This window comes from Mycobacterium montefiorense (assembly GCF_003112775.1).
Taxonomy (GTDB): domain Bacteria; phylum Actinomycetota; class Actinomycetes; order Mycobacteriales; family Mycobacteriaceae; genus Mycobacterium; species Mycobacterium montefiorense.
The window spans coordinates 1-18,548 of sequence record NZ_BFCH01000026.1 but is presented as its reverse complement, the minus strand read 5'-3'; the positions used below and the strand labels follow the sequence as shown (position 1 = coordinate 18,548).

The 18,548-nt window shown below is 63.9% G+C and carries 17 protein-coding genes and 1 tRNA gene; 14 read left to right on the top strand and 4 right to left on the bottom strand.

Translation table 11 applies throughout. The features are described from left to right. Positions 1-60 precede the first annotated feature (60 nt). The 6 genes from DB708_RS21645 to ku all read left to right on the top strand — a co-directional run bounded on the left by DB708_RS21645 (position 61) and on the right by ku (position 7,158). Positions 61-1,587 carry a mannitol dehydrogenase family protein gene (locus DB708_RS21645; RefSeq protein ID WP_108925543.1) on the top strand — a complete coding sequence of 509 codons (1,527 nt, stop codon included), beginning with the start codon at positions 61-63 and terminating at the stop codon, positions 1,585-1,587. Beyond that, a complete protein-coding gene (locus DB708_RS21640) occupies positions 1,584-2,441 on the top strand; it encodes an HAD family hydrolase (RefSeq protein ID WP_108925542.1) in 858 nt (285 codons plus the stop codon). Before DB708_RS21645 ends, DB708_RS21640 begins: the two co-directional genes overlap by 4 nt. A 109-nt stretch (positions 2,442-2,550) precedes the next feature. Continuing rightward, a complete protein-coding gene (locus DB708_RS21635; RefSeq protein ID WP_108925541.1) occupies positions 2,551-3,963 on the top strand; it encodes a mannitol dehydrogenase family protein in 1,413 nt (470 codons plus the stop codon). Next, complete coding sequence (locus DB708_RS21630; RefSeq protein WP_108925540.1) at positions 3,960-4,886, top strand: carbohydrate kinase family protein; 927 nt, start codon at positions 3,960-3,962, stop codon at positions 4,884-4,886. The genes DB708_RS21635 and DB708_RS21630 overlap by 4 nt, the downstream gene beginning before the upstream one ends. 131 nt (positions 4,887-5,017) lie before the next feature. Further along, positions 5,018-6,094, top strand: a complete 1,077-nt coding sequence (locus DB708_RS21625) for a GGDEF domain-containing protein (RefSeq protein ID WP_235616884.1) — start codon at positions 5,018-5,020, stop codon at positions 6,092-6,094. 179 nt (positions 6,095-6,273) lie between these two features. Then, the gene (gene ku, locus DB708_RS21620) at positions 6,274-7,158 is read left to right on the top strand and encodes a non-homologous end joining protein Ku (protein ID WP_108925538.1); all 885 of its coding nucleotides are present in this window, start codon (positions 6,274-6,276) and stop codon (positions 7,156-7,158) included. 10 nt (positions 7,159-7,168) lie between these two features. Here the strand turns inward: ku and pstA are convergent, their stop codons facing one another. From pstA to pstS (DB708_RS21600), 4 genes are all read right to left on the bottom strand, one after another. Continuing rightward, entirely contained in the window at positions 7,169-8,074 is a 906-nt protein-coding gene (pstA, locus tag DB708_RS21615; RefSeq protein WP_108925537.1) for a phosphate ABC transporter permease PstA, read from the bottom strand. Continuing rightward, positions 8,071-9,042 (bottom strand): phosphate ABC transporter permease subunit PstC, encoded by a 972-nt coding sequence (pstC, locus tag DB708_RS21610; RefSeq protein WP_108925536.1) that lies wholly within the window; start codon positions 9,040-9,042, stop codon positions 8,071-8,073. The genes pstA and pstC overlap by 4 nt, the downstream gene beginning before the upstream one ends. 30 nt (positions 9,043-9,072) lie before the next feature. Beyond that, a complete protein-coding gene (pstS, locus tag DB708_RS21605; protein ID WP_108925535.1) occupies positions 9,073-10,185 on the bottom strand; it encodes a phosphate ABC transporter substrate-binding protein PstS in 1,113 nt (370 codons plus the stop codon). Positions 10,186-10,365: 180 nt separating this feature from the next. After that, positions 10,366-11,478, bottom strand: a complete 1,113-nt coding sequence (gene pstS, locus DB708_RS21600; RefSeq protein ID WP_108925534.1) for a phosphate ABC transporter substrate-binding protein PstS — start codon at positions 11,476-11,478, stop codon at positions 10,366-10,368. Between the two features lie 310 nt (positions 11,479-11,788). On the opposite strand from pstS (DB708_RS21600), the gene DB708_RS21595 reads away from it, so the two are divergent. From DB708_RS21595 to DB708_RS21560, 8 genes are all read left to right on the top strand, one after another. Next, positions 11,789-12,580, top strand: a complete 792-nt coding sequence (locus tag DB708_RS21595) for an SDR family oxidoreductase (RefSeq protein WP_108925533.1) — start codon at positions 11,789-11,791, stop codon at positions 12,578-12,580. A 24-nt stretch (positions 12,581-12,604) separates the two neighbouring features. Further along, positions 12,605-13,681 (top strand): NAD(P)H-dependent amine dehydrogenase family protein, encoded by a 1,077-nt coding sequence (locus DB708_RS21590; RefSeq protein WP_108925532.1) that lies wholly within the window; start codon positions 12,605-12,607, stop codon positions 13,679-13,681. A 78-nt stretch (positions 13,682-13,759) separates the two neighbouring features. Beyond that, on the top strand, positions 13,760-14,473 hold the full coding sequence (locus tag DB708_RS21585; protein WP_108925530.1) for an SDR family oxidoreductase: 714 nt from the start codon (positions 13,760-13,762) through the stop codon (positions 14,471-14,473). Between the two features lie 28 nt (positions 14,474-14,501). Further along, positions 14,502-15,788 carry an Nramp family divalent metal transporter gene (locus DB708_RS21580; protein WP_235616891.1) on the top strand — a complete coding sequence of 429 codons (1,287 nt, stop codon included), beginning with the start codon at positions 14,502-14,504 and terminating at the stop codon, positions 15,786-15,788. 122 nt (positions 15,789-15,910) lie between these two features. After that, on the top strand, positions 15,911-16,231 hold the full coding sequence (locus tag DB708_RS21575) for a DUF732 domain-containing protein (protein ID WP_108925527.1): 321 nt from the start codon (positions 15,911-15,913) through the stop codon (positions 16,229-16,231). 115 nt (positions 16,232-16,346) lie between these two features. Beyond that, the gene (locus tag DB708_RS21570) at positions 16,347-17,411 is read left to right on the top strand and encodes a poly-gamma-glutamate hydrolase family protein (RefSeq protein WP_108925525.1); all 1,065 of its coding nucleotides are present in this window, start codon (positions 16,347-16,349) and stop codon (positions 17,409-17,411) included. 25 nt (positions 17,412-17,436) lie between these two features. Next, the gene (locus DB708_RS21565) at positions 17,437-18,261 is read left to right on the top strand and encodes an LLM class F420-dependent oxidoreductase (RefSeq protein ID WP_108925523.1); all 825 of its coding nucleotides are present in this window, start codon (positions 17,437-17,439) and stop codon (positions 18,259-18,261) included. 49 nt (positions 18,262-18,310) lie between these two features. After that, a tRNA-Arg gene (locus tag DB708_RS21560) sits at positions 18,311-18,383 on the top strand. The last annotated feature ends 165 nt before the right edge of the window (positions 18,384-18,548 follow it).

Genomic DNA, 18,548 nt, shown 5'->3' with positions numbered 1-18,548 from the left:
ATTTGTGACAAGAGCCACGAAGGCGTTATACCGGCCGCCAACTCTGGGCACAGACAGACAATGTTTGATGTCATTCCTCCCCCCTGGCGTCCAAAAAGCGGCGTTCCTCTGAGCGACGCGACACTACAACTGCATTCGCACCGTGTTGACGTGCCTACTTACGACAGGTCAGCCCTACAGCGGGGTGTCGTTCACATCGGCGCCGGCAACTTCCACCGCGCACATCAGGCCGTCTACTTCGACGACCTTGCCCGCGCGGGCATTTCTGATCGTTGGGGCGTCACCGGCGTCAGCCTGCACTCCCCCGACGTCAAAGACTTGCTGTCGGCACAAGATGGGCTGTACACCGTGGTACAGCGCGGTCATGACCGCCAAACCGCCCGCGTGGTCGGTTCGATCGGCTCCGTGCATTACGCGCCGAATGATGGCTCAGCGGTGCGCGCCGCCCTGGCCGATCCGCAGACCCGCATTGTCAGCCTGACGATCACCGGCAACGGATACTTCCTGAATCCGGTCACCGACGAATTCGACACCGAGGACCCAGACGTGCGCGCCGACCTCGTCGCGTCCGATGGCTATGCCACCGCGTGGGGATATCTGGCCGAAGCTCTCGACTACCGCCGCCGCGCGGGTGTCGCGCCGTTCACCGTGCTCTGCTGCGACAACATTCCCGGCGACACCCAGCCGGCGCGAACCGCGCTGGTGTCGTTCGCCGCGTTGAAGGACCCCGGGCTGGCCCGCTGGATCGACACGCATGTCGCGTTCCCGTCGACCATGGTCGATCGCATCACCCCGCAGACCTCCAAGTCGGAGCGCAAGTTTGTCGAGCAGACATTCGGTGTCGCCGACAAATGGCCGGTCGTGACCGAGCCGTATCGCCAATGGGTGATCGAGGATTCCTTCAGCAATGGGCGGCCGCCACTTGACTTGGTCGGTGCCGAATTCGTTGCCGATGTCAGCGACCACAAGCTGATCAAGACCCGTCTGCTCAACGGAACCCATATCGCGCTGGCGTGTCTGGCCACACTGGCCGGTTACCAGCGCACCGACGAAGCGATGGGAGATCGCGTCCTGTTCGATTACGTCGAGAAGCTGCTGAGCGACGAAATTCAGCCACTGCTGCCCGCTATCCCCGGGATGAACACCCCGGAGTACCGGGGCACCCTGCTCGATCGGCTCAGCAATCCCCGGATGAGCGACCAATTGTCGCGGCTGGCGCGGCGGGGAACGAGCAAAATCGCGTCGTTTGTCCTGCCCTCCCTGCACGAGGCGATCGCGCAGCGCAGGCCGCACACGCTGCTGATGTTGGCTGTTGCCGGCTGGGCCCGCTACATGCGCGGCCACGACCTCGAGGGACGAAAGCTGCGCCTGGAAGACTCGCAGGCGATACCGGTGGTTAGGTTGGCCAACATGGCAAGCAGCAACCCCGATCCGCTGCTGGGGCATGAGATGTTCGCCGAGGTGCGCGCGGTTCCCGGTTTTGCGGAGCGGCTGGGCGACATGATCGCGGATATCGACGATCGCGGTGTGGTGCCCACGCTGCGCGACGCGATGCGCAACGACGAGCGGGAGTTGGTGGCGCGATGAACTCCGGCTTCAGCTTTGTGCGCGAATTCGACCCGGCGTCGATCACTACCTTGCTCTGCGACGCCGATGACAACCTGTTTGGATCGGAGCGGCCGGCGTTCGACGCATCGACCGACGTGACGAATCGTTTCCTGGCCAGGTTCGGCGTGAGCGCGCCACTGAGCTCTGAGGAGCTGCGTAAGCGGGCTGTCGGGAAGAACTTCCGCACCACCGCTCTCGATCTGGCGGTGCAGTGTGAACTGCCGCTCGATCAGACCTTGGCTCAGGATCGTCCCGGGGCAGTAGTCGCCGCTGCCGGCGACCTGGCGAGCGGCAACGCGTTGGCCGCCGACGAACTCGAGCAATGGGTCCGCGAAGAGCGCGAACGGGTCACCGCTCATTTGGGGGCCACCCTGACACCGGATCCGCAGGTGCTGGAACCGTTGGCCGACCTCGCGGAGCATTACGCTCTCGCGGCGGTCAGTTCCAGCGCAACCAAGCGTCTGCGTGCCTGCTTCATTGCCACCGGCCTCGACTCGCTGTTACCGGAAGCTGTGACCTTCAGCGCGGAGGATTCTCTGGCGGCGCCGACAAGCAAACCCGACCCCGCGGTGTATCTGCATGCCGGCCAGGTGCTGGGCGTCGCAGCGCACCAAGGGCTGGCCATCGAAGACTCGGTCGCCGGCGTGACTTCCGCGGTCGCGGCGGGCTACGCCACCGTCGGTAACCTGATGTTCGTCCTATCCGACGAACGGGATTGCCGCCGTGCAGAATTGATTGAGGCCGGTGCCATCGCGATCACCGATTCGTGGCGCGCTCTCGCCGATCTCCTGCTGTTGTCTGCCGTGCCGGCTGGAGATTCCCCACGCACATAGGGCGACCGGTCCAAACGGCTGGGCGTGAAGCCCACGGTCGTCGTACCGTCGAGAGGTGGCTGCGAGCCCGGGTGCGATCCGGGCGGCGGCCCCGCGAAGGAGGTGCCCAATGGCGGCTAGCGCGATAGACCTGAACAACGCGTCGCTCGCCAAACTGCCGATCGACGCACCGAAATACGATCGCGGCAGCGTCAACGTCGGCATTGCGCACATCGGCGCCGGTCACTTCCACCGGGCGCATCAGGCCGCATACATCAACCTGCTGCTGCAGCAGGGCCTGGCGCATGAGTGGGGCATCTGCGGGGTAGGTGTGATGCCCGCCGACTGGACCATGCGCGACGTCCTCAATGGTCAGGACGGGCTCTACACGCTGATCCTGGAAAACCCCGACGGCAGCCGGGATGCACAGGTGATCGGTTCGATCATCGACTACCGCTACGCCCCCGACGATCCGGAGGCAGCGTTGGAGCTGCTCGCCGCGGGTTCCACGCGAATCATTTCGCTGACCATCACCGAGGGCGGGTATCGCGATCCCGATGGGCCCGCGTTCGCGTTGATCACCCAGGCGCTCGCCAGGCGCCGCGACCGCGGAATCCCCGCGCCCACGATCGTCTCCTGCGACAACATCGAGAACAACGGTGAGGTCGCTAGGCGTACGGTGCTCGCAAGTGCCGAACGCATGGATCCCGGGTTGGCCGAGTGGGTCGCGCAGCACGCCCGGTTCCCGAGTTCGATGGTCGATCGCATTACTCCGGCAACGACTTTGGAGATGGCCGAGGAAGTCCGACGCGACTTCGGCGTCAACGATCGGTGGCCGGTGGTGGCCGAGCCGTTCAGTGCCTGGGTGCTCGAGGACGACTTCGCCGACGGCCGGCCGCCGCTGGAGCAAGCGGGCGTGCTGGTGGTCGACGATGTCCGCCCGTACGAACTGATGAAGCTGCGGCTGCTCAACGCGGGTCATCAATGCCTGTGCTACTTCGCCCATCTTTGCGGCTTCGAGTTCGTCCACGAAGCGGCGCAGGATCCGTTGTTCGCCAAGTTCTTACTCTCCTACTTCGACAACGAGGCCATCCCGACGCTCCCGCCGGTGCCCGGGATCGACCTGCACGAGTACGGCCGCACGCTGGTCGAGCGGTTCGCCAACCCCGCGGTGCGCGACACCGTCTCGCGGCTGTGCGCCTACTCGTCGGATCGCATCCCGAAATGGCTGTTCCCCGTTATCTGCGACAACCTGGCCAGTGACGGGCCGGTTCAAATGGCGTCGGCAGCGGTGGCCAGCTGGGCCCGCTACGCCGAGGGTGTCGACGAGTGGGGCGAGCCCTACGAGGTGTTGGACCAGCTGGCGGATTCGCTCATCCCGATCGCCCGGTCGCAGCACGAGAACGCATGCGCGTTCATCGAGATCACTGCGGTGTTCGCGGACCTGTCCCACCAGCACCGGTTCGTCGAGGCTTACCGCTGGGCGCTGGATTCGTTGCACCGCAAGGGAGCTCGGGCGACACTGGAGGCTTTAGTGCAATGACCCGCGGGCTGGTGATCGGCGAGTCGCTGATCGATATCGTCGAGGGCGACGAACACGTCGGTGGTAGTCCGCTGAACGTCGCCGTCGGACTCGGCCGGCTAGGCCGCGACGTCGACTTCCTGACCCACATCGGCGACGATGCGCACGGTCGGCGTGTCGCCGACTATGTCAAAGCGTCTAGCGCACAGCTTGTTCCGGGAAGTGTGACCGCCGCCCGCACCCCGACCGCAGCGGCGACGATCGCCGACGACGGGTCGGCCACCTATACCTTCGATCTGGACTGGCAGTTGTCCGGCACTCCTGAAGTGCCACCGCCGTTGTTCGTGCACACCGGGTCCATCGCGGCCGTACGCGAGCCCGGGTGCTTGGCGGTCGCGGCGCTGCTCGACGCCTACCGGGTGTCGGCCACGGTCACGGTGGATCCCAACGTGCGGCCGTCGCTGATCGCCGACCGCGATTTGGCTCGCACGCGTCTCGAGCAGCTCGTGGAGCGCAGCGACATCGTCAAGGTCAGCGACGAAGATCTGCGCTGGATCGACCCCGATTACGAGCCGGAGCAAACAGCGCGAGCGTGGCTGGCGTTGGGCCCGGCGATCGTCGCGGTGACGATGGGCGAACGGGGTTGTCTGGCGTTCTGCGTGGCGGGCGAGGCGCACGTGGCCGCCAAGCAGGTCCGGGTGGCCGACACCATCGGCGCCGGCGACGCGTTCATGGTCGGCCTGCTCGACGCGCTCTGGGAAATGGACCTACTCGGAGGCGACCGGCGGCCCGCCCTGGCCCGGGTCCGGCTCGAAGAACTGACCGCGGCATTGGAGGCAGCCGGCCTGGTGTCGGCACTGACCGTCGGACGCGCCGGCGCCGATCTGCCCGACCGAGCTGCCCTGCGCGCTCAATCATCTTCTAGCCCAATCGGTTTCGGGTAGTACCCGGGCGGCTGCGCGGACGAATTCGAGCGCAAAAGTCGGCTCGTTGGACGGCAGCGCTACATTGACCCTGGATGGACAGCGGTCGCCGGCATCGGATGCGGCGAACACCAGGAGGTATGGACGAGTCCGTGGCAAAGCAGCCAGACCAGTTCGACTGGATCAGTGCCTACCTGGACGGTCACGGCCTTCTGAACCCGTGGCGCAAGATATCGGCCGTCTTCATCGCCGCATTCGCGGTCGAACCGCTCATCATGCTCTGCAGCCCTGCCGGACCTGCAAATTCGGTGACTCGCTCGGTGACAATCGTGGCATCGACACTCGGCGTCGCCGGCGCGACTCTGCGGTTGAAACGCTGGCCGAACCGACGTCAGTCGAGTCTTTGGTTGTTCATTGCAATGGCGGGCATCGCAGCGGCGCTCTTGACGCTGTCCAACCCCTACGTGGGATTGATGGGATGCACGACTTTCGCAATCCTGAGTGGCTACATCGCCTATTTCCATGCCTTTAGCTACGTGCTTGCCAACTTCGCCGTGGCCATGACATGCGTGGTGGTTCTGTCGTGTCGAATTATCGCGGCCACCGGCGATATTGCGCTGACCGCCGGTTCCCTGATCGTCGTGATAGGACTCAACATCGGTGTGCCACTAGGCATGCAGTCGCTGGTGCACACACTACGAACGGATCTGCAAAGTTCCGGCCGCGATCCGCTCACCGGCCTGCACAATCGGCGCTCCTTCAACAACTCGGCGTACGAACTGATCAGGGTTCATCGCAGCATGCCCGGCTCATATCTGGTGGTCGCGGTCATCGATCTCGACGACTTCAAGCGACTGAACGACACGCACGGCCACGCCACAGGCGATCAGGCGCTGGTCGCCGTTGCCGTGGCGCTTCAGGCGAGCTGTCGCGCCACGGCCGTGATCGGCCGGTCGGGTGGAGAGGAATTTGTCGTCGCCGACATCAAGGCCACACCCGACCCGGGGAGGATGGCCGAACGAATTTGCGATGCCATCGCCGCAATACCCTTTCAGATCACCGCGAGCATCGGCACTTCCAGCGCCGCGCTCGGCGCCGGTCCAATCACCCCGGGTCTGGAACTCATCGACGATCTGATCAGGACTTCGGACGCCGCCATGTATCAGGCCAAACGCGCCGGAGGCAATCAGGTTCGCCACTATTCCGGGGAGGCACCCCCGCTCGCGTGACCGCCGGAGTTGCTGGCTGTCGTTGCGTGATCAGATTGACCGTCAACGAGTTTCGCTGATGGTTCGCGACAAGAATCGCTAGCCGTCCCGCCCACCGCCGGCTGCGCAATAGCCGCTCAATCCCAGCTCACGGGCCTGTCAAGCTGTTTTGCCGGCGGTGGTATGGGCATACTGAATTCATGCGCTCCATCTGGAAGGGTTCGATCGCGTTCGGACTGGTCAATGTGCCGGTCAAGGTGTACAGCGCCACCGAGGACCACGACATCAAGTTTCATCAGGTGCACGCCAAGGACAACGGCCGCATCCGCTACCAGCGGACCTGCGAGGTGGACGGCGAGGTTGTCGAATACCGGGACATCGCCCGGGCCTACGAATCCGACGACGGCCGGATGGTGGTGATCACCGACGACGACATCTCCACTTTGCCCGAGGAACGCAGCCGCGAAATCGAAGTGCTGGAATTTGTCCCGGCCAGCGAGGTCGATCCGATGATGTTCGACCGCAGCTATTTCCTGGAGCCTGATTCGAAGTCGTCCAAATCGTATGTATTGCTCGCCAAGACACTGGCCGAGACCGATCGCATGGCGATCGTCCATTTCACGCTGCGCAACAAGACCCGGCTTGCGGCGTTGCGCGTGAAGGACTTCGGCAAGCGCGACGTCATGGTGGTGCACACCTTGCTGTGGCCCGACGAGATCCGCGATCCCGACTTTCCGTTGCTGGACAAGAAGGTTGAGATCAAGCCCGCGGAGCTGAAGATGGCTGGGCAGGTGGTGGAGTCGATGGCCGAGGACTTCAACCCAGACCGCTACCGGGACACCTACCAGGAGCAGCTGCAGGAGCTTGTCGACGCCAAACTTGAAGGCGGAGAGGCATTTACCGCTGAGGAGAAGCCCAAGGAGCTGGACGAGACCGAAGACGTCTCCGATCTGCTCGCCAAGCTTGAGGCCAGTGTGAAAGCCCGCTCCGGTGCCGCAACGGCACCGACCAAGAAGACGGCCGCCAAAAAAGCCCCCGCCAAAAAGACCGCCGCCAAGAAGTCGCCCGCCAAAGCACGATCCTGATCGTGCGCCGCTAGTCCCGTCGCTGGGTCGCCAGGAATCGAAATGCCCCGGCTAAGAGGTTGATCGCGGCAACCATGATGATCAGCGTGAACGCCGCGCCCCAGATCCGCAGAAATCCCGCATGCTCTGGATTGCTGAGTTCGGTGTAGATCAGCAACGGCAGTGAGGCCATGTTGCCGTGCAAGATGTCGAGATTGATCGAGCGGCTGTACCCGACCAGGATCAGCACCGGCGCCGTCTCGCCGATCACGCGCGCGACAGCCAGCAGGACACCGGAGATGATGCCCGGCATCGCAATCGGGAATACAATCCGCACAATGGTTTTCCACTTCGGAACACCCAACGCGTAACTGGCTTCCCGCAGTTCGTCGGGCACCAACCTCAGCATCTCCTCGGCGGAGCGCACCACGACCGGCAGCATCAGCAACACCAGCGCCAGCGCCACGGCCAACGCACTCTGCTGGAACTGCAATGTGGCGATCCACAGACTGAAGATGAACAGCGCCGCCACGATCGAGGGAACGCCGGCCAGCACGTCGACCATGAAGGTGGTCACCCGCGCCAACCGTCCCGAACCGTATTCCACCAGATACACCGCAGTCATCAAACCCAGCGGCACCGCCAGCACAGTGGCCAATCCCGCCTGCACCATCGTCCCGTACAGGGCGTGGTAGACACCGCCGGCGAACTCCTCGGGGAGCACCCCGCGCAACGAATGCGTCCACCAACCCGGCCGGACGACGGCATACCCACCCCGTTCGATCACCACCCATAGCAACCAGACCAGCGGCACCAGCGCGACACCGAACGAGGCGAAGAAAAGCATTGTCGCAGCGTGGTTTTTGATCTTCCGTCGCAGGCTGAGCGGTTGCAACGTCGTGGCTTTGACCGGCAGGCGCAGTATTTCGGCGGTCATGCGTTGACCTTTCCTCCAGCGATCGCGCGGGCGGCCGCGTTGACCACGAACGTCACTACGAACAGCGCGAATCCCGCCGAGATGTAAGCACCGGTCGGCAACGGCTCACTGAATTCGGACGCCGCGGAGGCGATCTTCGAGGCAAACGTGTAGCCGCCGTCGAACAATGACCAATTGCCCGGGCGGGCGGCCGCGCGCAAGATGATCAACACCGCAACGGTTTCGCCGAGTGCGCGGCCCAAGCCCAGAATTGAGGCCGCGACGACACCGCTACGCCCGTAGGGCAGCACGGTCATTCGCACTACCTCCCATCGCGTGGCGCCGAGTGCCTGGGCGGCCTCCATCTGGATGCGCGGGGTCTGGCGGAATGCTTCTCGTGCTACCGAGGTGATGATCGGCAGGATCATCACCGAAAGCACGATCCCGGCCGTGAAGATGGTGCCGCCACCGGCCAGGGACACGTTGCCGTGCTTGAACAGAAAGAGCCAGTCCAGGTTGCGATTCAAGAACTCGGCTACCGGCTCGAGTTTGGGCGCCAGCACGAAGATGCCCCACAGCCCGAAGATGATCGACGGTACTGCGGCCAGCAGGTCAACCATCGCGGCGAATGGGCGCGCCAGTCGCGCCGGCGCGTATTGGGTTAGGAACACCGCGATCCCGACTGCGACCGGCACAGCCAACACCAGCGCGGTCATCGAACTCAGCGCAGTGACCATCAGCAAGTCGTGGATACCGAAAGCCAACTTCGCGACGTCGCTGGTATCGAATTCGTTGCTGGTAAAGAAATTCGCGTGGTTCACCCGCAACGCCGGGATGGCGCGAATCAACAAGAATATCGCGATCAGCACGATGGCGATCACGATCGTCGAGCCGGCGGCGGCGGCGATCGAGGCAAATATTCGATCGCCGCGCCGCACTGCGCGTGGGTCAATGGCTGTCAGGGCAGCCTTTGCCCCCGACGGACTCACTCACAGCCCTTCGGACACCACGACCTCAGGTCACGAGATGGCGTTGACAGCAGCCGACAACCTCGAGCCGAAGGCGTCCGGAATCGGAATGTATCCGTTGTCCGCCAAGCCATTCTGACCGCCAGTGATAGTGCTCTGCATAAATGCCTTCACGGCAGGGCCGACCTGGGAGTCGGGATACTTCGAGCACACAATCTCATACGTCGCCAATACGATTGGGTACGCGCCGGCCTGGCTGGGCCGGTAGAACGAAATCGTATCGAGGACCAGGTCGTTGCCCTGGCCGATGATCGAGGCTCCGGCAATCGTCTTGCCTACCGAGTCGGCGCTGATCGCCACCGGGTCCGGACCCGCCGACGTGACGACCTTGGCCATGTTCAGGTGTTGCGCCTGAGCGAACGACCATTCGTTGTAGGTGATGGAGCCCTCGGTGGCTTTGACGGCGGCGCTGGTGCCGTCGTTGCCCTTGGCGCCCTCGCCGACACCGCCGTTGAACTTCTTGCCGACGCCCTTGCCCCAGCCGCCGTTGGAAGCGGCGTCGAGATATTTCTGGAAGTTGTCCGTCGTCCCGGACTCGTCGCTGCGGAATACCACGTGAATCGGCTCGCCCGGCAAAGTCGCACCGGAATTGAGCGCCTGGATCGCAGGATCGTTCCACGTGGTGATACCGCCGTTGAAGATCTTGGCCAGGGTGGGACCGTCGAGGTTCAGCGACGTCACCGCGTTGATGTTGAAGGTGACCGCGATCGGGCCGAACACGGTGGGCAGGTTCCACGCCGGGGAGCCGCAGCGCTGTTGCGCAGCCGCATACTCGTCGTGGCTAAGCGGCGAGTCCGAGCCACCGAAATCTGTTTGCTTGCCGTTAAATTCGTGGATGCCGGCACCCGATCCGTTGGGCGTGTAGTTCAACGTCTGTCCCGGGCAAGCCTGCTCGAATGCCTTGACAAAGCGCGTCATCGCGTTGGCCTGGGCGGTCGACCCGCTTGCCTTCAGCGCCTTGGTACCACCGCAGGTCACCTTCCCCGATGGCGCGCCGGTCGTCGTGCTCCCCCCAGTCGCGTTGTTGTCACTGCCACATCCCGAGATGACGAATGTTCCAGCAGCCAACGCTGTGACCAAGCCACCAAACCGGTTGAGTTTCAATTCAGTTCCTCACCTTTACGATTGAATGCCGCGGTTCTTGCCGCAACTTACAAAACCAACCGTCTTCCTCGCGCACGTGAAGCCACAGTAAGAACAGGTTAACGTTCGGCAAAATTGTTGTGGATGCCCTCCCGACGAAGCCGCCCCTGGTGACAATCACGGAATTCAAACGGTGTCAGCTCACGCGATTGCATTGACGGCAGCCGACAACCGCGACATGAATGCATCCGGAACCGGGATATATCCGTTGTCCGCCAAGCCATTCTGGCCAGCACCGATCGTGGTCTGCAAAAACGCCTTTACAGCAGCACCGACCTGGGGATCGGGATACGTGGAGCACACAATCTCATAGGTCGCCAACACGATCGGGTACGCGCCGGGCTGATTCGGCCGATAGAACGGAGTCGTGTCGAGGGCCAGATCGTTGCCCTGCCCGATGATCGAGGCCCCGGCAATTGCCTTGCCCACCGCGTCGGCGCTGATCGCCACCGGGTCCGGACCCGCCGACGTGACGATCTTGGCGATGTCCAGGTGTTGCGCCTTGGCGAACGACCACTGGGTGTAGGTGATGGACCCGTCATTGGATTTGACGGCCGCAGCGCTGCCATCGTTGCCCTTAGCGCTCTCCCCGACACCGCCGTTGAACTTCTTGCCGGCGCCCCTACCCCATGCGCCTTTGGAGGCGGCGTCGAGATATTTCTGGAAGTTGTCCGTTGTCCCCGACTCGTCGCTGCGGAACACGACCTGGATCGGCTCGGCGGGCAAGCTGGCACCCGGGTTAAGCGCCTGGATCGCAAGATCGTTCCACTTGGTGATGCCACCGTTGAAAATCTTGGCCGCGGTCTGACCGTCGAGAGTCAGCGAAGTCAGGCCGTTGACGTTGTAGGTGATCGCGATCGGGCCGAACACCACCGGAAGTTGCCACGCCGGTGAGCCGCATCGATGCTGCGCGGCGGCGGATTCGCTGGGCGCCAGGGTCGAGTCCGACCCGGCGAAATCGGTTCGATTGCCCGTGAATTCGCTGATTCCCGCGCCCGACCCGTTGGGCGTGTAGTTGACCGCGTGGCCCGGGCACGCCTGCTCGAACGCCTTGACGAAACGCGTCATGGCGTTCGCCTGCGCCGTTGACCCGCTTGCCTTCAATTTCGTTGCGCCGGGGCAGGTTGATTTCACCGAGGAAGTCGCGGTTGTCGTTTTTCCTTCACTCGCGTTGCGGCCCTCGCCGCACGCCGACAACATCAGTGCACCGGTAGCCAGAACGGACAGGACGGCGCCAAATCGGTTGATTCTCAATTCAATCCTTCGTACAAAACGAGAAGATAATCGCCGCTTATTCGCGGTGCCCCAAGCTGCCATCTTCCCCCCAGCCGCAAAGCCAACCGCAACTGGGTGAACGTCGGCGAATTTGCCAGCTGTCGTCGCAGGCCATCGACGGGTTCGCAGACTTCGCCCGCAATTCTTTCAGCGGTTACCCAATCGCGGTATCTGGGCGCCCGTTCGCCGTGGCCGTATGCCAAACTAGAACCTGTTTCAGAAATGCCGAGATCCGAGACGGCCAGTCTTACTTCCGTTTCGGGCGACAGCTCAACGAAGAGAGGCCGTAATGATCCTTGACAGGTTCCGTCTCGACGATAAAGTCGCCATCATCACTGGTGGCGGCCGCGGTCTTGGGGCGGCCATCGCGGTGGCATTCGCCGAAGCCGGCGCCGATGTTCTCATCGCCTCGCGCACGGAATCCCAACTAGAGGCCGTCGCTGAACAGGTCCGCGCGACGGGCCGCAAGGCCCACATCGTCGCCGCAGACCTGGCACATCCTGAGGCCACTGCGAAGCTGGCCGAGCAGGCTGTCGAGGCCTTCGGGAAACTGGACATCGTCGTGAACAACGTCGGGGGCACCATGCCCAACACGCTGCTCACCACCTCGACGAAAGACCTCAAGGAGGCGTTCACCTTCAACGTCGCCACCGCCCACGCGCTGACCGTGGCCGCGGTGCCGTTAATGCTCGAGCACTCCGGCGGCGGCAGCATCATCAACATCACCTCGACCATGGGCCGGCTGGCCGGGCGCGGCTTCGCCGCCTATGCCACCGCCAAAGCCGCGCTGTCTCACTACACCCGGTCGGCGGCGCTGGACCTGTGCCCACGCATCCGAGTCAACGCCATCGCACCCGGCTCGATCCTTACCTCCGCGCTGGACGTGGTGGCCTCCAACGACGATCTGCGCAAGCCGATGGAGCAGGTGACACCCATGCGTCGCCTCGGCGATCCGGTCGACATTGCTGCCGCTGCAGTCTATTTGGCGTCGCCGGCCGGCAACTTCCTGACCGGCAAGACGCTGGAGGTCGATGGTGGTCTCACCTACCCGAATCTCGACATCCCCGTCCCGGACCTGTGACCAACCACCACCAAGGAGCCTGAAATGCCCATCCCCGTCGTCCAATTGGGCACCGGCAATGTCGGCGTCCATGCACTGAGAGCCCTTATCACCAACCCCGAATTCGAGCTCACCGGCGTCTGGGTGTCATCGGATTCCAAAGCCGGCAAGGACGCGGCATCACTTGCCGGACTTCCAGGTTCGACCGGAGTGCTGGCCAGCACGGACCTGGATGCCGTGCTGGCCACCGGGCCACAGTGTGCGGTGTACAACGCGCTGGCCGACAACCGGCTGCCCGAGGCGCTGGAGGACTACCGACGCGTCCTGGCGGCCGGCATCAACATCGTCGGAAGCGGCCCAGTCTTTTTGCAGTATCCGTGGGAGGTGATCCCGGAGGAGCTCATCAAGCCGCTGGAAGATGCCGCGCGCGAAGGAAATTCGAGCCTGTTCGTCAACGGCATCGATCCTGGCTTCGCCAACGATCTGCTGCCGCTGGCCCTGGCCGGCACCTGTCAGAGCATCCAGCAGATTCGGTGCATGGAGATCGTCGACTACGCGACCTACGACAGCGCCGCCGTCATGTTCGACGTGATGGGATTCGGTAAGCCGATGGACGACCTCCCGATGCTGCTGCAGCCCGGTGTGCTGAGCTTGGCGTGGGGATCGGTGATCCGGCAAATCGCGGCAGGCCTGGGCCTTTCGCTCGATTCGGTCACTCAGGAGTACATCCGCGTGCCGGCGCCCGAGGACTTCGACATCGCCTCGGGGCATATCGCCAAGGGCACCGCGGCGGCGCTCCGGTTCGAGGTGTTCGGCATGGTCAACGGCGAGCCCGTCGTCGTCCTCGAACACGTCACCCGGCTCCGCGAGGACCTGTGCCCCGAATGGCCGCAGCCGGCACAGGAGGGCGGGTCCTATCGCATCGAGATCACCGGCGAACCGTCCTACGCCGTCGACGTCTGCCTGGGCAGCCGCAAGGGCGATCACAACCACGCCGGACTGGTAGCCACCGCGATGCGGGTGGTCAACGCGATCCCGGCGGTGGTGGCCGCCGCACCGGGCATCGTGACGACTCTCGACCTGCCACTGGTCACCGGGAAGGGGCTCTACCTGCCCGAGTGATCGAGCGCATGGCATGAAACGCGGGCGTTTTGGCGTTCCCCTAATCGATCGCATCTGCGAACGCGAAAGGGGAAGGCGATGTCGAAGCGGCGAGTGCTGGTCACCGGGGCGTCAAAGGGAATTGGCCGTGCGGTCGTAGATCGCCTGGCCGCCGACGGCTACCAGCCGATTGGGCTCGCGCGCAGCGCACCGCCGGACTTTGCCGGCCAATTCGTTGAGGTCGACCTGGCTGATCGCGAGGCCACCGCGGCAGCGCTGGACACGATCGTCGCCGACGGCGGGGTCGACGCGGTGGTAAACAACGTTGGCTTGGCCCGGTTCGGCCACATCGGGTCGGTCGATCTCGATGATCTCTTCCTCACCTACGACATGAATGTGCGCACCGCGGTGCAGGTGGTCCAGGCCGTGCTGCCCGGCATGGTCGAGGCGGGGTGGGACCGCATCGTCAACGTCTCCAGCTTGACGACGACCGGCGTCGACGAACGGACGCCGTATGCCGCCGCGAAGGGCGCATTGGAAACCGCAACCCGCATCTGGGCCGGTGAGCTCGCGTCATCGGGCATCACCGTCAATGCGGTAGCCCCGGGGCCGATAGAAACCGAGATGTACCGGGAACGCAGCCCGGTTGGGTCGGCGCGCGAGGCGCTGGTTCTCAAGGACATCCCGATGAACCGCGTCGGTACCACTGCCGAAATCGCCCACGTGATCTGCATGTTGTTGCACGAGGACGCCGGCTACATCACCGGCCAGATCATTCGGGTGGACGGCGGCGGGAGCATCGGCGCCACCTAGGGCAGGCCCACCCTTCGCCGGCAGGCGGATATCGGCTAACCTAACTTTTTTATTCGGGAATACGCACACAGCGAAGGTCGGTCAGTTGGCGCAGGAGACCAGGGCTTCGTTCAAGACAAGCTGGTATCTGCTCGGGCCGGCATTCGTCGCCGCGATCGCCTATGTCGATCCGGGAAACGTCGCGGCCAACGTCAGCTCCGGCGCGCAATTCGGTTACCTGCTGCTGTGGGTGATCGTCGCGGCCAATGTGATGGCCGGCTTGGTGCAGTACCTTTCGGCAAAACTCGGCCTGGTAACCGGACGCTCGTTGCCCTCGGCGATCGGCAGGGAGATGAGCCGTCCGCTGCGGCTGACCTTCTGGGTGCAAGCTGAAATCGTCGCGATAGCAACCGATGTCGCCGAAGTCATTGGTGGGGCGATTGCGCTGCGGATCCTGTTCGGTCTGCCCCTGCCACTCGGTGGGGTCATCACCGGGGTGGTGTCGTTGCTGCTGCTGACGATCAAAGACCGCCGGGGGCAGATCCTTTTCGAGCGCGTCATCACGGGCTTGCTGCTGATCATCGCGATCGGCTTCGCGGCCAGTTTCTTCGTCGCCACGCCACCGCCGGGCGCCGTGCTCGGCGGATTGGTGCCGCGATTCCAGGGTGCGGAAACCGTGTTGCTAGCCGCCGCCATCCTCGGCGCCACCGTGATGCCGCACGCGGTGTACATGCACTCGGGTCTGGTGCTGGATCGGCACGGACACCCCGAGCCCGGCCCCCAACGACGCTGGCTGCTGCGGGTGACTCGGGTGGACGTGGTGCTGGCGATGGCCGTCGCCGGAACGGTGAATGCAGCGATGCTGCTCGTCGCCGCGATCAACCTGCAGGGCCACGACGACGTCGCGTCGATCGACGACGCCTACAGCGCGATCCACACCACGTTGGGCCCGGTGATCGCCTTGCTCTTCGCCATCGGACTGCTCGCATCCGGCTTGGCGTCATCGTCGGTGGGCGCCTACGCCGGCGCGATGATCATGCAGGGTCTGCTGCATCGATCGGTACCGATGATGGTGCGCCGTCTGGCCACCCTGTGCCCGGCCGTCGCGATCCTGGCGTTCGGCCTCGACCCGACCCGCTCCCTGGTGCTCTCACAAGTGGTGTTGTCCTTTGGAATTCCGTTCGCGGTGCTGCCGCTGGTCCGACTCACCAGCAATCGCAAGTTGATGGGCAGCGACACCAACCACCCGATCACGACGGTAATTGGCTGGGCGGTCGCGGCACTGGTGAGCGTGCTGAACGTGGTGCTGATTTATCTGACCGTAAAAGGGTCCTGACGCCCACACTATTTAGTCGGTCGATATGTTTCTTCAGGCTTTCTCTGTTCTTCATCTCTGCGCCGTTTTCGACTCGCAGACTGACGCGGCCTTCACCCCAAGACGGAAGGGAAACGCGTCAAATGCCTTCACCCCTCTGGCTGGCCAGACTTACCGCCCCCCTGATGGTCGGCGCCGCGCTGCTGGCGACCGCGTCGGTTGCTGCCGCCGACGCCGTTGATGACGGATTCCTGGTCAAGATGCGCGCCCAAGGATTCACCTGGCCAGCCGGGGACGACGGCGACATCATCCTGATGGCACACCACATTTGTGCCGATCGGTGGAATGGCTGGTCGTCACAACAGATTGCGGACGACGTCCACAACACCCTGGGCCCGCGCGGCATCAATTTCGGCGACACCACCGCCATGGTGAACCTCGCCGTTGCGACCTACTGCCCGTAGCCTCCGGGTGCGAGGTTCGGCCGATCTTCGGCATTTCGGGCGGACCAGGTTTTACATAGCTATACGAAGCATCTAGGCTCACCTAGTGCCAATTTGTCTGACGGTGAGCCACTGAATGCAGGCGCGCCGGCACCCCTACTTCGCATATGGGTCGAACCTGTGCGTTAGGCAGATGGCGCGGCGCTGTCCCGACGCCGTTGATCCACGGCCGGCGATACTGGCCGATCACGATTGGCTGATCAACCAGCGCGGCGTGGCGACGGTCGAACCGTTCACCGGCAATCAGGTACACGGGGTCGTTTGGCAACTCTCCGACCACGACCTGGCCGCGCTGGACAGCGCCGAGGGCGTTCCGGTGCGCTACCGGCGGGACGAGTTGACCGTGCACACCGACGACGGCCCGGCGCCGGCCTGGGTCTACATCGACCGCCGGGTGACCCCGGGTCCGCCGCGGCCGGGCTATCTGCCAACGATCATCGACGGCGCCGTCCAGCACGGGCTCCCGCAACGCTGGATCGACTTCTTACGGCGCTGGGACCCCACGCACTGGCCTCGCCCGGCATTCGCGAGAACTGCGTACGGGCCTGGGCCACAGTCACTTTCGGAGTTGCTGCGCCAGCCTGGGGTGGTCGAAGCCAGTCAGCTGCGGTCCCGGTTCGGCTTTTTGGCCATCCATGGCGGCGGACTGGAAGGGATGACAGACGTCATCGCCGAACGCGCGGCCGAGGCCGCCGGCGCGTCGGTATACCTGTTGCGCCATCCCGACCACTACCCGCATCACCTGCCGTCGGCACGATTCGACCCCGCCGAGTCGGGACGACTCGCCGAGTTCCTCGACCATGTCGACGTCGCGGTCTCGCTGCACGGATATGGACGCATCGGGCGCAGTACACAACTACTGGCGGGGGGCCGCAATCGCACGCTGGCGGCCCATCTCGCCCAGCACATTCAGTTGAGCGGCTATCAGGTCGTCACCGACCTTGACGACATCCCGCTCGAACTGCGGGGGTTACATCCTGACAACCCGGTCAACCGGGCACGCGACGGCGGCACACAGCTCGAATTGTCGGTTCGTGTCAGGGGTTTGAGCCCGCGCAGCCCGCTGCCGGGTTCGGATGGCTTGTCGTCGGTCACCGCTGCCCTGGTTCGGGGTTTGGCGACCGCGGCTCGCTCCTGGTAACTATTCCTAACTCATTTAACGGAGGTTGTTGGTGGCCAAGGATTTTCGATTTGGCATGAGCATGCGGTTCTTCAAATCACGCGAGGCACTGCTCGATAAGGCCAAGCGCGCTGAAGACGCCGGCTTCGACATTCTTTGTGTGCCCGACCATTTGGGTGCCGCGGCGCCTTTTCCGACCCTTACCGCGGTCGCGATGGTCACCACGACGCTGCGGCTGAGCATGTATGTGCTCAACTCCGCGTTCTACAAGCCGGCCCTGCTCAGCCGGGACATGCAAGCGCTGGATCTGCTCAGCGACGGCCGCCTCGAAATCGGGCTCGGCACGGGCTACGTCCGGGAAGAGTTCGAGGCCGCGGAGATCCCCTATCCCAGCGCCGGCGCCCGGGTCGACTACCTCGAACACATGACGAAGTATCTGAAGGAGCACCACCCGTCGACGCCGCTGATCATCGCCGGCAATGGCGACCGCGTGCTGACCATCGCGGCCCACAACGCCGCCATCATCGGGTTGACCGGCTCCAAGGTCCGCGACGTCGAGGACCCGTTCGCCGAACGTGTCGACTTCGTCCGTAGCGCCGCCGGCGATCGGTTCGACACACTCGAGCTGAATCTGGCGATCACGGCGATGCCACGCGATGGCGAGACCGAGCCCGACCTGAAGCTGACCCGCAGCTACGCGCCAGAGCTCACCGATGAGCAGATCCTGTCGCAGCCCTCGGTGCTCAGCGGATCTCCTCGTGAGATCGCCGACACGTTGCTCGCATACCGGGAAAAGTACGGTGTGTCGTCCTTCACCGTGCAGGACAACAACATCGCCAACTTCTCGAAAGTGATCGCGGAACTGCGCTGACGCGGCCGTCGGGCCTGGGCCTGCCGTCACGGTAAGCTCAGGCCCGTCCGCCCTCGTAGCTCAGGGGATAGAGCACGGCTCTCCTAAAGCCGGTGTCGCAGGTTCGAATCCTGCCGGGGGCACAGGTCAGTTTGTATTAGCTCGGCTGATGCTTGACATTTCGTCTTCGGGTGATGGCTGACAGTGTTTCGGCTGATGGTTGACAGTTACTTCGGTTGATCCTTGACACTCCCTAGATGAGGGAGTTGAGCGTGGCCGAGCAGAGGTATCAGGCCGTGTTGGCGGTG

Coding starts and splice junctions, on each gene's coding strand:
- DB708_RS21645 (WP_108925543.1), top strand. CDS start 61: ATGTTTGATGTCATTCCTCCCCCCTGGCGTCCAAAAAGCGGCGTTCCT.
- DB708_RS21640 (WP_108925542.1), top strand. CDS start 1,584: ATGAACTCCGGCTTCAGCTTTGTGCGCGAATTCGACCCGGCGTCGATC.
- DB708_RS21635 (WP_108925541.1), top strand. CDS start 2,551: ATGGCGGCTAGCGCGATAGACCTGAACAACGCGTCGCTCGCCAAACTG.
- DB708_RS21630 (WP_108925540.1), top strand. CDS start 3,960: ATGACCCGCGGGCTGGTGATCGGCGAGTCGCTGATCGATATCGTCGAG.
- ku (WP_108925538.1), top strand. CDS start 6,274: ATGCGCTCCATCTGGAAGGGTTCGATCGCGTTCGGACTGGTCAATGTG.
- pstA (WP_108925537.1), bottom strand. CDS start 8,074: ATGACCGCCGAAATACTGCGCCTGCCGGTCAAAGCCACGACGTTGCAA.
- DB708_RS21595 (WP_108925533.1), top strand. CDS start 11,789: ATGATCCTTGACAGGTTCCGTCTCGACGATAAAGTCGCCATCATCACT.
- DB708_RS21590 (WP_108925532.1), top strand. CDS start 12,605: ATGCCCATCCCCGTCGTCCAATTGGGCACCGGCAATGTCGGCGTCCAT.
- DB708_RS21585 (WP_108925530.1), top strand. CDS start 13,760: ATGTCGAAGCGGCGAGTGCTGGTCACCGGGGCGTCAAAGGGAATTGGC.
- DB708_RS21575 (WP_108925527.1), top strand. CDS start 15,911: ATGCCTTCACCCCTCTGGCTGGCCAGACTTACCGCCCCCCTGATGGTC.
- DB708_RS21570 (WP_108925525.1), top strand. CDS start 16,347: ATGCAGGCGCGCCGGCACCCCTACTTCGCATATGGGTCGAACCTGTGC.